The organism is Chryseobacterium sp. GVT01B, assembly GCF_019970045.1.
Classification (GTDB): Bacteria; Bacteroidota; Bacteroidia; order Flavobacteriales; family Weeksellaceae; genus Chryseobacterium.
In genome coordinates, this window is the sequence record NZ_JAHXYI010000001.1 from 536,389 (window position 1) to 551,594 (window position 15,206).

Genomic DNA, 15,206 nt, shown 5'->3' on the forward strand with positions numbered 1-15,206 from the left:
TAGTTTTTAAATCTTTTAAGTACATCAACAGATTTAAAGTTTTTTAAAGATTTTAAAAAGTCCAATTGTATTCCCCAATTTTGCCCATCTTGAATTTTTCACGTGATTCAATTGGTTGAGCGCCTGGTCATATTTCTTTTTCGGAACATAGCTCTGAAGAAAAAGTTCTTCAACACTGATGTTTCTTCTTTCTGCCATTTTGATCAGGGCAACCCAGTGCCAGAACAATGCTTTTTCTGCATTTTTGGTCGTAGATATCCCACTGTCATGGATCCTGTATAAATATAAATCTTCATCTATATATTTCACTGGAGCTATCTCGCACATTTTCATGTACCAGTCTTTATCTTCAGCAATTTTTAAAAAAGGATCAATGCCTGACGTTTTTTCATAAATCTTCTTTTTGAAAGTGACAAAATGTGAAATTTCTGCATTGAAATTATAGTAAGACTCGTCCAGTTCTGTGATTTGTTTGGCTTTATGAACAGACAGAGGATTAAGGTTTTCATCACAACGTACAAAATTTGAGTAAACCAGACCTGCTTCCGGGTATTCGGAATGTGTTTTTAAAACAACTTCCAGAGCGTGAGGAGCCAAAGCATCATCAGGGTCCAGAAAACCGCATACTTCTGATTCAGCAAGATCTATTAATCTCTTTTTTGTATATCCGATTCCTCTGTTTTGGTCATTCTGATGTATTTTAAACCGGGAATCATTACCTATGATTTTTTTGATAACTTCAAGAGAATCATCGGTAGAGCCGTCATCCAAAATTACCGCTTCCCAATCTGTTTCAGTCTGCGCAACTAAGCTTTGGCAGCATTTTTCAAAAAAATGGCCATTGTTATAGTTGGCAATAAGTACACTGAATTTACTCATTTCGACTGTGTTTATTCAATATTTTTTTTAATGCATTCAGATATCCGAAACCATGTTTTCTATCCGGTTCCAGAATATTTCCTTCTGCCCATTCGTTCCAGGATTTAACAATTAAAAACTGTTCAGGATAGTCTTTTTTATCTTCAAGATATTTTGCTGCTTTTTCAACCTGCTGTTCAAATATTTCCGGGGAATTATTAGCAAGTATAATGCCTCGATAACCGCTTCTTGGAGTATTGTCCCAATTAGGCAGGATACATGGATAGGTAGGAACGTTGCTTTCTTCAAACTTTAAGTCGTTTACAACTGCCTGTGCATCCTGAATTCTAACTTTAGGCTGTTCTTTTTTCTTAATTCCGATTAATCCTTTTATCCTGTTTTTATAATATTGAGAATGAGAGATATATTCTTTTTTATCAATATGAGGGATCCATGCTTTTTGAAAAGCGTTAGAAATCTTACTGTCATACCCCATAGACTGAAAATCAAGGTCATCACGGAGTTTATTGGATGCCATCACATATAAACCATCAAATCCGTTTTCTTTTGCAAGCTCTCTGAATCTGGAAATATAGTGAGGATCTCCATCATTCAAATGGTTGGGATCATAGATAATGAGAAGTGGTTTGTTATCCACTTTTATATACCTATCATCCTTGAAGAAAGGAAGAAGATATTCAAAATGAGCAATTAAATCCTGCTCATTAGGATAAACCTGTTGAGCCAGAATTTTTTCTGATAATCCGTGCCATATCCCTGACCATGTTTCATTGGCCCAGCAGAAGCAAAAAGGAAAATCCGGTTTCCCTGATTTTAAAACATCGTTGGCAACACGTTCCAATAGCTGTTTGCCATTACCAAACCAGTAGTGATAATAGATAAATCCGTGTACTCCATAGTCTTTCGCCATCTGAGCCTGCTGTTCTCTTACTTCGGGAACCCTCAGGTCGTAATATCCAAGATCTCCCGGGTATATAGGTTGTTCGTGTCCTTCAAACAAAGGTTGGGCTTTTCCTACATTCGTCCATTCTGTAAATCCTTTTCCCCACCATTCGTCATTTTCCGGGACGGGATGGTATTGAGGGAGATAGAATGCAAGGGGTTTTATTTTTTTCATAATTGATTTAAGAATAATGTTACCAACTTTTATAATAAACTTTTTGAAGATAAAGCATTGTATTGTAAGTAAACTTACCTACATTCTTCAGAATTAACTTCTCGCTAAGTGTTTTATTATCAAGTTCTCTAAGGTATTTTTTATGACTTTCCGTCAATTTGTTTTCTTTATAAGCCTCATGAATAAGTTTTAGAATTTTCTTTTTCATTTCAGGCTCTTCTTTGTGTTTCAGATAAATATCAAAGAATGATACATCTAAAAAGTTTTTCTTTTTATGAGAATTAGTGGCGTGCATTCTATAGCTGCAGGATTTGGTGTCATCATAAATGAAGTCATATTTCTGGCTTAATCTTAACCACATATCGTAATCCTCAAAAGTTAATGTTTCATCCCATCCTCCAATCTCTTTTATCAAAGAAGATTTGGTGACACATGACATTGCAGGAAGAAAATTATCTTCAAGTAATCTTTTATAAAAGTTTCCAGATTCAATACTCAGATATCTGTGAAAATAAGGAATAAAAGTATTTTGAAAACGTACTGAATTATCATCTATAATATGAGCATTTGAAAATACCAGAGCTTCGTTAGGAGAAGATTTTTCAAGAATAGCCACATGTCTTTCTATTTTATCAGGCTCCATAAGATCATCAAGTGCTATGGTTATAATATACTTGCCTTTTGAGATGTTCAGGAGTTCATTCAAAGATTTGCAAATTCCTTTATTCTGAGAATGAGGAATAAACTGAATATTCAGTTGGGGATTATCTTGGATCCAATTATTGATGACTTCTACAGAATTGTCTTTAGAGCAATCGTCACAGATCAGAATCTCAATATTTGTATAATTTTGAGATTTGAAACTTTCTAAAGATTCTACTACAAACCGTTCCTGATTGTAACTAAGGCATAAAATTGAAACCAGAGGCAATTCTGTCATGATATTTTACTTTATTGAATTCAAGCTTTTTGATCAAAAAACTTTAAAATCTATTTACAATTTCTATTACTTTTTCAACTTCTTCCTCTGTCATTACAGGGGAGATAGGCAAACTTAATACTTCCTCATGGATTTTTTCACTGATCGGGAAAGACTGGTCATTCCATTCTTTATAGGCTTCCTGCTTATGAGGTGGGATCGGATAGTGTATCAGTGTTTGAATACCATTTTCAGTTAAATACTTTTGAAGTTCATCACGGTTTTCTGTTCTGATGACAAATAAATGCCAAACATGCTCATTTACATTTGCCGGGTTTTCAGGAAGAATTATTTTTGGGTTTGATATTTCTGCAATATACTTTTTCGCAATACTTTTTCTTACCGTATTTTCCTCATCAATATATTTTAACTTAACATCCAGAACTGCAGCCTGAATTTCATCTAATCTTGAATTGAGTCCCTGGTAAATATTGACATACTTCTGATTAGATCCATAATTTGCCAATGCTCTGATTACTTTTGCTAAATTATCATCATTGGTTGTGATGGCACCTGCATCTCCAATAGCACCCAGATTTTTTCCAGGATAAAAACTGAAGCCGGCCGCATCTCCCAAATTGCCTGTTTTTTTTCCATTCCATATTGCACCGATAGCCTGAGCATTATCTTCTATTAATTTTAACTGATGTTTTTCTGCTAAATCTTTAAGTTGATCTGAGAAAACAGTTCGTCCGTATAGATGAACAATCAGGATTCCTTTTGTTTTTGAAGTGATTTTTTCTTCAATTTTTGTGATGTCAATATTATAATTATTAATATCAGGCTCTACAAGAACAGGAATCAGGCCATTGTCTGAAATTGCAAGAATGGAGGCAATGTAGGTATTGGACGGTACAAGGATTTCATCTCCACGATCCATAATTCCCATTTCAATATATCCACGCAGAATAAGGCGCAAGGCATCTAAACCATTGGCTACACCAATAGCATGTTTAGCTCCTATATATTGAGAAAGATTACTTTCAAAAGATGAAAGCTCCTGCCCCATAAGAAACCATCCGGAACGGAAAACCTGAGAAAGTTTTGTTTCTATTTCTTCTTGGTGCTTTAAATTAACTTTTTGTAAGTCTAAAAATTTAATCATCTCTTTAATTATGTGTATTTGTGTTGAAATTCAGTGTTTTGTATATTTTCTGTGATATGATATTTTTATATTGTTCCGTTCCAAATAGTGTTAAATGGTTGGTGTCATAGATATAAGGAAAGTTTTCTGAAGATACTTGATTAACATTTGTGTTGAGCAAATCAATATACTTATCCCCCAAATAGTTTGTTAAGAAGGTATTGAATTTTTCAGTCTCACTGGATTTTTTTGCTTCCGTATACATATTTGCATTATACTTTTTCTTGATGTAATAATACGTCGGAAAATCGATCACATAAATATCGGTCATGCCTATATAAATAGTAGGCACATTATATTTTGAAAAATACTGTTCGGTTATTTTTAGGTTACTTTTTATCTCTTTTTCAGGATACCCGGAATAATTGGCATTAATGATAATAAGATCTATATCCTTATGATATTTTGGGAAATATTCCCTGAATATATAATTGAAATAGTTGATAGGATTAGGATAAATCCCTTTAGAATTTTCCATCGGATACGTAGCATCAGCAGTAATCTGAATGAGATTAACATCTTTTTTATCAGAAAAAATATTATGTACTGTTTCCGAAAACATTCCTGCATGGCTGTCTCCTAAAAGAACAATATTTTTTTTATCAGAAACAGGAATATCTAAATTCTGTATAATTGTTTTATAGTCTTTTTTGTGGGTAAGGTGTTTTGTGTCAATTTTATATTGGTCTTCAGCTTTTTTACTATACTTATAATTTGAGGTAGTATTGATCAGATTTTTATTTTCATCCGTATAATTCTCAGCATCTACTTTTGTAATGGAGAATGAAAAAATAAATATAATCAGACTCACTGTCAGAACTGACTTAGCCTTATCAGAATAATTTCTTTTTTCAATCCCCTCGTAGGAAAGTATAGCAAGAATAAATGAAACACATATTGCCAGAACCCTATATTTCAAACTGATATCCACTTCAAAAAACAGGATCAAAACATACAAAGGCCAGTGATAGAGATACAGGGAATAAGATATATTTCCCAAGTAGGTAACTACTTTATTTTTGTACGCTATGAATTCATAATTCAAACTAATAAGCAGTGCCGTAAAGAACACCGGAATTGTTGTGTACAATGATGGCCATGAAGAAGCATGAAATAGAAAAATAAAAGATATTATTGCTGAAAGAGAAGCCAAAGCCAAGACTAGCTTTACTTTTTTCTGAATATGCTGCATTTTATCTTCCAATAGAAATGCAAGTCCACCCAACATCATCTCCCAGGCCCTTGGATAAAAAATATAAAAAGAAAAGTCAGGATCATAACTGCTATGAATGAGCATAGCACCAAATGAAATAAAGGCTAATGCTAAAAAGACTGCAATAAAACTGTTCTTTTTAGTTGTATATAGTTTTCTTAGGAGAAGTAGTATGAGCGGATAAATTAAATAAAACTGCCATTCTACGGAAAGTGACCATGAATGTAATAGAAAGTTGTATTGAGAGGACGAGTCGAAGTATCCGTTGTTTAAGTAATAATAGATATTAGAAAAAAACAGGACGCTGGAAAAAGCACTTCTGAAAAAATTGACAATCTGCGGTTGAAGGAAAAAGAATATTACTAATGAGAAAGTAACAACTAATCCCAAAAGTGCGGGAATAATCCTGATAATTCTTCTTCTGTAAAAATCTAAAATATTAAAACTTCCTTTATCAAAAGAAGACAAAATAATTTTGGTCATTAAAAAACCTGAAATAACGAAAAATATGTCAACACCGATAAATCCTGACTTAAACCAGTGGAATTTATAATGATAGAAAAGAACTGCGAGTACAGAAAATGCCCGCAGAAAAGAAATATCATATCTGAAACTATTGGTTTTCAATTGTTTTATTAATCGTTTTCGTATCCGTTTTCTTTTTTCCACACATCAAATCCTTCGTTTTCCCAAGGTAAGCCTCTTGAAAAATTATAAGGCCACGGATAATGTGATTTTCCTGTTTCTCTCGATTTCATTTCTCTGACATCCTTGATTTTTTTTCCAGGATTTCCAAGAATTAAGGAATAATCTTCATAATTACCTCCTACCAGTGATTGGGCTCCTACCAGGCAATGTTTCCCGATTGTTGTTCCCGGAAGTAAAACAGTGCCTACTGCTATCTGAGAAAAATCCCCGATGGTAGCACCTATACACACATCAGAAGGAGGAGTAGGATCATTAGTAAGCACTACATAAGGATAAATAAAAACAAAGTTTCCTATGGTTGACTTTTGACCTATATGAACATTGCTGTGAAGCCAGCAGTTATTACCAAAAGTAACATGTCCTTGTATATCTGTTACCGTACCCAATCTACAGTTATTCCCGAAAACAGAGTTTTCTCTTATTGTAACTCTGTGTCCGGTAGAAAAATTATTACCAAAACGGGAACCTGCATATAAAATCGTATGGCTTCTTATTAATGCATTTTCACCAATTATAGTTTCAGGATTTACATAATCATCTTTAAAATAATAATCATTAAGCGGCTCTCCAATGACGCAATCATTCGCAATAATAGAATTATCACCAATAATAACGTTATCGTAAATTACAGTATTGTCACCTATTTTTACGTTTTTGCCTATTCTGGCTTTATCACTTATAGAGACATTTTTATTATTAAATTTCATTTGGGTAATTTTTAAAATCCTGATAATTTCTGAAATAGTCATCCTCATCGTATAGTTCGGATGCCAGACATAATAATACAGCACTGTGGCTGAACTTTATATCTCTCCATATTAATTTGGGAATATATAAACCTGTATTGGGGCTGTCTAATACGAAGACCTCTTTTTTTCCATCCTTATCTTCTGTATTGAATGTAATTGTTCCTGCTACGGCAACAATTAGTTGTTGAAGGTTTTTATGGGCGTGTCCTCCCCGGCTGACATCTTGTGGCGTGTAATAAGTCCAATATACCCTTTTAATATCAAAAGGTACATCTTTCTGTGTTTCAGAAATAGTAATATATCCGAGTTCGGGAGAACCTATTTTATTCAAATTTATTATATGAGGGCCTGTCATAAAGTTGTTTTTGATAAGATGATAAAACGAATGTTAGAAGCAATTACGGTGTTTGTACTTTATATTCAAATTGAGGTCTGGTTACTCCAGGATAGACATACATGATGTCTCCTACTTTTACATTTTCTACTTCAAATCCGATAAAATTATCAATTCCGTATAGAAGTGTTTTCTGATCTTTCCCAAAGTAAAGTTTGAAATAATAATTTCCTGCATTCAAAAGTCCTGTCGGAATATCAAATTCTACAGTGTATTCACCTACTTTTGAATCTCCTTTTGCTGAAACAAATTTTCCAACATGGAATATCACCAACTCATCGTAATTTTTCAATTCAAAGGTGGTGTCAAGTGTAATATCAGGGCAGTAATTATGAAAAGTAAGTTTTACATGCACCCCGGAATCTATATCTAACAGATTTCCTTTAATTGGAGATACTGAAAATTCTTTTATTCTGATATTTTCGTTACCTATAGCTTCATCAAGATTTCCATTATAAATATAAGAGCTTTCTCTTGCGCTGCTTTTTTGGTATTCTATAATTGTGCTAAGAATATCACCTTGGTAATCAATCTGCCCATGAGTTAAAAGAATTCCTTTTGTACACAGTTCTTTAACGGCTGTCATATTATGGCTAACGAAAAGGATAGTTCTGCCTTCTCCTCTCGTTACGTCATTCATTTTACCCAGACATTTTTTCTGAAATTCTGCATCACCTACAGCTAAAACTTCATCTACAATAAGGATCTCAGATTCAAGATGAGCTGCAACAGCAAAAGCTAAACGAACATACATTCCTGAAGAATATCTTTTCACAGGAGTATCTATGTATCTTTCAACACCCGAGAAATCTACAATTTCATCAAACTTTCTTTTGATTTCCTTACGGGTCATTCCTAAAATGGCTCCATTAAGAAAAACATTTTCACGCCCAGTCATTTCGGGATGGAATCCTGTTCCTACTTCCAATAGAGAGGCAATTCTTCCATTGGTAGAAATATGACCTGTTGTAGGTTTTGTAACTTTGCTTAAAACCTTTAGTAAGGTTGATTTCCCGGCTCCATTTCTTCCGATAATTCCAACAGCATCTCCTTGTTCGATCTCAAAATTAATATCACGAAGAGACCACACATAATCGGATAGTCCTTTTGTTGTTCTGTCATTGGCTTCTCCAATTTTCAGATAAGGATCTTCTTTTCCCCTTACCTTATACCAGAATCTGTTAAGGTCATGAGAAAGGGTTCCTGTACCCACTTGTCCCAGACGGTATTGTTTTGATATATTTTCTGCTTTTAAAGACAGCATATTCTTAAGATTTAAAATTAATAAAAAGGTACTAGTAAATATTATACAGTATCCATAAAGCTCTTTTCAACTTTATTGAAGATAACAATTCCTATCATTAAAAGGATAAGAATAATGCCAGTACTGATTCCAAGCATGGCCGGAGAGAAATCTCCCACGCCGATCCACGCATATTTGAAACATTCAAAAATACCTGTCAATGGGTTGTAATAAGCTAATTTTTTAAAAAAGCCAGGCAATGAAGATACCGGGTAAATTACCGGTGTAGCATACATATATAAACTTACCCCAAAACCTAATAGCATTGCCAAATCTTTATATTTCGTAGTAAGTGAAGAAAATATCATTCCAACACCTAATGCGAAAAGCGCCATCAGAAGTATAAGAAATGGAGTTGCAAGAATCCAGATGTTAGGATGAACTTCCCCTTTATAGTAATAATATGCCCACGCCAGAATGAATAAGACAAACTGTACTCCAAATCGCATAAGATTAGAAATGACAATTGAAAGCGGAGTCACAAGTCTTGGAAAATACACTTTTCCAAAGATTCCGGCATTTCCGGTAAAAGTAGATGATGTTGCCAGCAAAGACGAAGAAAAATAATTCCAAAGGGTAACACCTGCCAGATAAAAAAGAAGAGGCGGAGCTCCATCTGTTGGAAGTTTGGCAATTCTGCCAAAAATAACCAGATATACGATGGTCGTTAGAATAGGGTTGATAAAAAACCATATAGGTCCTAAAATAGTCTGCTTAAAACTGGATACAAAATCTCTTTTTACAAACATATAAACAAGATCTTTGTATCTCCAGACTTCTTTTAGCTTCAAGTCAAATAACGAATGATCTGCATCAATCGTCTCAGTCCACTTCTGTTGTGGTTCATTCATCTGTGTAAGTTTTTGCAAATTTATAATAATTAATTCTTACTCTGTCTCTTCGTTTATAAATTTTCATGGTAAATAAAACTAAAAATCAACAACTAATATATTGATAATTGGTGGTATGAACAAAAACTATTGGCCATAAAGCCAATAGTCTATGAATTTTATAAATTATAATTGTTATTTTCCGATAAGTTGTTTCAGATATTCACCATAACCGCTTTTGCCATATTTTGCAGCAGTTTCAAGCAGTTTTTCTTCATTAATGAATTTGTTCCTGAAGGCAATTTCTTCAATACATCCGATTTTAAATCCTTGTCTTTTTTCTATAACACTTACAAATTCTGAAGCGTCATGAAGAGAATCAAAAGTTCCGGTGTCCAGCCATGCAGTACCTCTGTCGAGAACAGCTACTTCAAGCTTTTCATTTTTTAAATAAACATTATTGATATCGGTGATTTCCAGTTCGCCTCTTGCAGAAGGCTTGATGTTTTTAGCAATTTCTACCACATCATTATCATAAAAGTAAAGACCGGGTACCGCATAATTTGACTTAGGGTTTAGAGGTTTTTCTTCAATAGAAACTGCTTTTAAATCTTTATCAAATTCTACAACACCATATCTTTCCGGGTCAGCAACGTGATAGGCAAAAACAACTCCTCCATTCGGATTGGTTTTGTTTTTCAGTAAAGTTCCCATTTCGGAACCGTAGAAAATATTATCGCCCAGTACCAGCGCTGCAGAATCATTGCCGATAAATTGGTCTCCTAAAATAAATGCCTGTGCTAAACCATCAGGGCTTGGCTGTACAACGTATTCTATATTACAGCCAATTTGTGAACCATCTCCCAAAAGTTTGATAAAACCTTCCTGGTCGTGTGGTGTAGTGATAATCAGAATATCTTTGATTCCTGCTAAAAGTAGTGTGGAAAGCGGATAGTAGATCATGGGTTTATCGTAAACAGGCATCAGCTGCTTACTTACTGCAATGGTAAGAGGGTAAAGTCTTGTTCCGGAACCTCCGGCTAATATTATTCCTTTCATTTTATTTTGTGGATTTGTCTTTTAAAATCTTATTGACTTCAAGGCTGATTTCGTTGTCCAGATTATGAATTATAATATCTGAGGAAAATATATAATTGCTGGATTTCAAATTTGGATTTTCGTTATAAAATTTAATCAAACTGATCAGATTCTCTTCAGTCAGATTCATAAAATCAAAATAGAGTTTATCTTTTCTTGAATAACTATGTCTTATTCTATCAAGGATGATTTTCTTTTCTTCTTTATTTAAAATTTCGAAATTTTTACCATTTTCATGTTGCATGGATTTCCTGAACAATAATAAGTTTCCTGTTTTTATCAATGAGTCATTATATCCAGAAACTTCAATAAGTTCATCAATAAGTTTCTTTTGGGTTTCAGTGGGAAACTTGGTCTGGATGACAGATTGAGAATATGACAAAACTGAGAAGATCGCGAAAAATAAAAAAAGATACTTTTTCATATTACGAATATTGCTTTTCGTAATACTTTTGATAATCTCCGCTGGTTACATTTTCAAGCCACTCTTTGTTTTCAAGATACCAGTCAATTGTTTTTCCCAGTCCTTCTTCAAAGGTTACCGATGGTTTCCAGCCTAAATCTTTATTTAGTTTTGTTGCGTCAATAGCATAACGTTTGTCATGGCCCGGTCTGTCTTTTACAAACGTAATCAGTTTTTCAGAATAACCTTCCGGTTTTTCAAGTTTAGCATCCATTTGCTTGATCAGCTCTTTTACAAGATCAATATTCTGCCATTCATTGAATCCTCCGATATTGTAAGTCTCACCAGTTTTTGCTTCTTTAAAGATTTGATGAATCGCTTTGGCGTGATCGATAACAAATAACCAGTCTCTGGTATACTTCCCATCACCATAAATAGGAAGAGGTCTTTCATTGATGATATTTGAGATACAAAGAGGGATCAGTTTTTCAGGAAAGTGATTGGGTCCATAATTGTTTGAACAATTAGAAACGATAAACGGCATTCCATATGTATTTCCATAAGCTCTTACCAAGTGGTCAGAAGCTGCTTTTGAAGCAGAATACGGAGATTGAGGGTCATAGGATGTCGTCTCTAAAAAGAATCCTGTATCCCCTAGGCTACCATATACTTCATCAGTCGAAATATGGTAGAAAAGGTTAGTTCTTTTTTCATTTGGGAATCTGCCATGAGTGTGGTCAGGATTTAATGTCCAAAACTCCTTACAAAGATTCAGAAGATTAGCTGTTCCGTTTACATTGGTGTTGATAAACGCCATAGGATCAGTAATGCTTCTGTCTACATGACTTTCTGCTGCCAGATGTACTACAGCATCAGGATTGTATTTTTCAAAAACTTTTCTAAGTTCTTCAGGTTGGGTGATGTCTGCTTTCTCGAAAACATAATTAGGTTCATTTTCTATGTCCTTTAAATTTTCCAGATTTCCGGCGTAGGTAAGGGCATCAAGGTTGATGATCGTAGTATCCGGATTGTTTTTTACAAACTCTCTTACAACATGAGAGCCGATGAAGCCGGCACCTCCTGTAATGATAATGTTTTTCATTGATTTATTTTGAGATGGTCTTTCTTCCTATACTTTTATAATGAAATCCATTTTGTCCAGGGATTTCCAGCGGATACATATTTCTGCCGTCAAAAATGACTTTGTTTTTCATTTTTTTAGCCATAAGCTCAAAATTTGGATTTTTGAACTCCGGCCATTCTGTAGCGATAAATAATGCATCAACATCTTCCAGTGCATCATACATTCCTTTGGCATATTGTATTTTGCTGCCAAGGAGTTTCTGAACGTTGCTTTCGGCAACAGCGTCATATGCTATGACCTCTGCTCCCTTTTCTAATAAAAGAGCAATATTATCTAAAGATGAGGCTTCTCTGATGTCATCTGTATTGGCTTTAAAGGCAAGTCCCCACATGGCAATTTTCTTTCCTTTTATATTTCCACCGAAATACTTCTCTATTTCCGAAACTAAAATTACTTTTTGAGCGGTATTTACATTTTCAGTAGCTTCAAGAATCTGAAAGTTAAAATCTTCCTGCTTGCCGGACTTTATAAGAGCTTTTACATCTTTAGGAAAACAGCTTCCTCCATATCCGATTCCCGGGAATAAGAATCTGTGCCCGATTCTGTCATCACTACCCATTCCCAATCTTACTTTATCAACATCTGCACCTACTTTTTCGCAATAGTTGGCAATTTCGTTCATAAAAGTGATCTTTACTGCTAAAAATGAATTCGCAGCATATTTTGTAAGCTCCGATGACTTCTCATCCATAAAGATGATTGGAATTCCTGTATTGGTAAAAGGCTGGTAAATTTTAGACATGATGTCTTTTGCTCTTTCTGAGCTGGCGCCTACAACTACTCTTGAGGGATTCATAGAGTCTTCAACGGCAAAACCTTCTCTTAAAAATTCAGGATTTGAAACTACATCAAATGGAAGGCTTGTTTTGGAAGAGATGGTTTCTCTTACTCTGTCCGCAGTTCCTACAGGAACAGTGCTTTTATTGACAACGACTTTGTATTCCGTCATCATTTCACCAATGTTATTGGCTACCTGAAGTACATAAGATAAATCTGCAGAGCCGTCTTCTCCCGGAGGAGTGGGTAATGCCAGATATATAACTTCACTTTTGTCTAAGGCTTCTTTAAGATCGGTAGTGAAAAATAATCTTTCAGACTGGATGTTTCTTAAAAACATTTCTTCAAGGTTCGGCTCATAGATGGGAACAATGCCGTTTTTCAAACCTTCTACTTTTTTTTCATCAATATCAACACAGTATACTGAATTACCAAGTTCTGCCAGAGTAGTTCCTGTAACTAGTCCTACATAACCTGTTCCTACAATCGTTATGTTCAAAATGTTTGTTTTAAAATTCTAAAGACAAAAGTAATAAAAATCCTGTGACATATTCCTTTAATTTATTGTAAATGAATCTGACGCTATTTGCTTGATACTTAAGATAATTTTGTGTTTTTGGAAAAAATGCGTATATTTGCAATGGATTTACGGGAAAAAATGGGAAGGCTTCGGAAGAAAGCCTTTTTTCGTACTGTAAATCAAGATAAAATTATATGGAGTTTAGAAAAAGAATTGATGAATTATTAAATGAATTCCTTGAAACCAGAAAAGATCTGTTTCTTATTGATCTTAAAATTTCTGCAGGGGATGATATTACAGTGATTTTAGATGGTGATAACGGAGTTTCACTGCAGGACTGCCTTGATGCAAGCCGTGCAATAGAATTCAATATGGATCGTGAAGAGCATGACTTCAGCCTTCAGGTGATGTCTGCCGGATTGAGCGAACCATTATCCACACCAAGACAGTTCGGTAAAAACATTGGAAGAGAGATTGAGGTGATGCTGGAAGATTCTTCTAAAATAGAAGGAGAATTGTCAAAAGTAGATGATGAAAAGATCACACTTACTTTGCGTTACCGTAAGCCGAAAGATATCGGAAAAGGAAAAGTAGATGTAGAAGAGGAGAAAGAGATTTCTTACTCCGACATCAAGAAAGCATTAGTAGTAATTAAATTTTAAAAAGAAAAAAGAATAGATGGATAATATAGCGTTGATTGAATCCTTTGGTGATTTTAAAGACGAAAAGGGGATCAGTAAAATTGATCTTATGGCAATTATTGAAGATTCACTGAAGACTCTTTTGAGAAAAAGATTTGACTCAGATGATCATTTTGATGTGATTGTAAACCCGGATAAAGGAGATTTTCAGATATTTTTAAATAAAACAATTGTAGAGGACGAAATGTCTGAAGATGATGATTTGGAAATTGAAATTTCTGAAGCAAAGAAGATTGATCCTACCTTCGAAGTAGGTGAGGACTTTACAATGGAAATTCCTGTTGCACAATTGGGAAGAAGAAATATTCTTACCCTTAAGCAGATTCTGGCTACAAAACTTCAGGAGCACAATAATGCAATGCTGTACGAGCAGTTTAGAGATAAAATTGGGGAAATAGTTGTGGGAGAAATCCACCATATCCGTCACAAGCACGTGATTTTGCTGGATGATGAAGGAAATGAATTTATTTTGCCAAAAGAAAACCAGATCCCATCCGATTTCTTTAAAAAGGGTGAGAATATCAGAGCTATTGTTGAAACAGTAGACTTTAAAGGTTCTAAACCACAGATTATTATTTCCAGAACTGCACCTAAATTCCTTGAGAAATTATTAGAGCTGGAAATTCCTGAAATCCAGGATGGAACAATTATGCTGAAAAAAGTAGTAAGAATTCCTGGTGAAAAAGCGAAGATTGCAGTAGATGCTTATGATGACAGAATTGATCCTGTAGGTGCCTGTGTAGGTGTTAAGGGATCCAGAATTCATGGGGTTGTAAGAGAGTTGAGAAATGAAAACATCGATGTTATTCAGTGGTCTAAAAACCCTGAGATTTTGGTGAAGAGAGCTTTAGGAAACGTTACTGTCAATAAAATTGACATCAATGAGGATCAAAACTATGCATTAGTATATACTCCTGTTGAAGAGATTTCTAAAGTAATTGGAAAACAAGGACAGAATATTAGACTGGCTTCTTGGTTGTCAGGATATGAAATTGATGTATACAGAGAGTCCAGCGAGGATGACGATGTTGAATTGAGAGAATTTAATGACGATATCGAGCAGTGGATTTTGGATGAGTTTAAGAAAGTAGGACTTACAACTGCAAAATCAGTATTGGATAAAGAAACTGAAAGTCTTTTAAATATGGTAGACCTTGAAGAAGAAACAATTGAAGAGGTAAAACGTATTTTGAGAGAAGAATTTGAAGATTAAGATTTAAATAAATTTTAATAAACAGTAAAAAGGA

General features: G+C 34.4%; 15 protein-coding genes. 2 read left to right on the forward strand and 13 right to left on the reverse strand.

The genetic code is table 11. From position 1 onward, the window contains the following. Positions 1-33: 33 nt before the first annotated feature. From LC457_RS02450 to LC457_RS02510, 13 genes are all read right to left on the reverse strand, one after another. The gene (locus LC457_RS02450; protein ID WP_223598469.1) at positions 34-879 is read right to left on the reverse strand and encodes a glycosyltransferase; all 846 of its coding nucleotides are present in this window, start codon (positions 877-879) and stop codon (positions 34-36) included. Next, positions 872-1,996, reverse strand: a complete 1,125-nt coding sequence (locus LC457_RS02455; RefSeq protein ID WP_223598470.1) for a glycoside hydrolase family 99-like domain-containing protein — start codon at positions 1,994-1,996, stop codon at positions 872-874. The genes LC457_RS02450 and LC457_RS02455 overlap by 8 nt, the downstream gene beginning before the upstream one ends. Before the next feature lie 19 nt (positions 1,997-2,015). Then, positions 2,016-2,936: a glycosyltransferase gene (locus tag LC457_RS02460; RefSeq protein WP_223598471.1), complete on the reverse strand. Its 921-nt coding sequence runs from the start codon at positions 2,934-2,936 to the stop codon at positions 2,016-2,018. 43 nt (positions 2,937-2,979) lie between these two features. Beyond that, positions 2,980-4,080 carry a DegT/DnrJ/EryC1/StrS aminotransferase family protein gene (locus LC457_RS02465; RefSeq protein ID WP_223598472.1) on the reverse strand — a complete coding sequence of 367 codons (1,101 nt, stop codon included), beginning with the start codon at positions 4,078-4,080 and terminating at the stop codon, positions 2,980-2,982. A 4-nt stretch (positions 4,081-4,084) separates the two neighbouring features. After that, positions 4,085-5,959 (reverse strand): acyltransferase family protein, encoded by a 1,875-nt coding sequence (locus tag LC457_RS02470; RefSeq protein WP_223598473.1) that lies wholly within the window; start codon positions 5,957-5,959, stop codon positions 4,085-4,087. Between the two features lie 8 nt (positions 5,960-5,967). Beyond that, a complete protein-coding gene (locus tag LC457_RS02475) occupies positions 5,968-6,747 on the reverse strand; it encodes an acyltransferase (protein ID WP_223598474.1) in 780 nt (259 codons plus the stop codon). Further along, positions 6,737-7,144, reverse strand: coding sequence for an FdtA/QdtA family cupin domain-containing protein (locus tag LC457_RS02480; RefSeq protein ID WP_223598475.1), 408 nt, complete (start codon positions 7,142-7,144; stop codon positions 6,737-6,739). The genes LC457_RS02475 and LC457_RS02480 overlap by 11 nt, the downstream gene beginning before the upstream one ends. 43 nt (positions 7,145-7,187) lie before the next feature. Next, the gene (locus LC457_RS02485; protein ID WP_223598476.1) at positions 7,188-8,447 is read right to left on the reverse strand and encodes an ABC transporter ATP-binding protein; all 1,260 of its coding nucleotides are present in this window, start codon (positions 8,445-8,447) and stop codon (positions 7,188-7,190) included. Positions 8,448-8,488: 41 nt separating this feature from the next. Continuing rightward, positions 8,489-9,337, reverse strand: a complete 849-nt coding sequence (locus LC457_RS02490; protein ID WP_223598477.1) for an ABC transporter permease — start codon at positions 9,335-9,337, stop codon at positions 8,489-8,491. A 174-nt stretch (positions 9,338-9,511) separates the two neighbouring features. Then, the gene (gene rfbA, locus LC457_RS02495; protein ID WP_223598478.1) at positions 9,512-10,375 is read right to left on the reverse strand and encodes a glucose-1-phosphate thymidylyltransferase RfbA; all 864 of its coding nucleotides are present in this window, start codon (positions 10,373-10,375) and stop codon (positions 9,512-9,514) included. Between the two features lies 1 nt (position 10,376). Continuing rightward, entirely contained in the window at positions 10,377-10,838 is a 462-nt protein-coding gene (locus tag LC457_RS02500) for a hypothetical protein (RefSeq protein WP_223598479.1), read from the reverse strand. Position 10,839: 1 nt separating this feature from the next. Further along, complete coding sequence (gene rfbB / locus LC457_RS02505) at positions 10,840-11,919, reverse strand: dTDP-glucose 4,6-dehydratase (RefSeq protein ID WP_223598480.1); 1,080 nt, start codon at positions 11,917-11,919, stop codon at positions 10,840-10,842. A 4-nt stretch (positions 11,920-11,923) separates the two neighbouring features. Further along, the gene (locus LC457_RS02510) at positions 11,924-13,237 is read right to left on the reverse strand and encodes a UDP-glucose/GDP-mannose dehydrogenase family protein (protein ID WP_223598481.1); all 1,314 of its coding nucleotides are present in this window, start codon (positions 13,235-13,237) and stop codon (positions 11,924-11,926) included. 215 nt (positions 13,238-13,452) lie between these two features. Between LC457_RS02510 and rimP the strand changes: the two genes are divergently transcribed. Next, positions 13,453-13,920 (forward strand): ribosome assembly cofactor RimP, encoded by a 468-nt coding sequence (rimP, locus tag LC457_RS02515; protein WP_142717170.1) that lies wholly within the window; start codon positions 13,453-13,455, stop codon positions 13,918-13,920. Between the two features lie 16 nt (positions 13,921-13,936). Continuing rightward, positions 13,937-15,172 carry a transcription termination factor NusA gene (gene nusA / locus LC457_RS02520; RefSeq protein ID WP_047097519.1) on the forward strand — a complete coding sequence of 412 codons (1,236 nt, stop codon included), beginning with the start codon at positions 13,937-13,939 and terminating at the stop codon, positions 15,170-15,172. Positions 15,173-15,206: the final 34 nt, after the last annotated feature.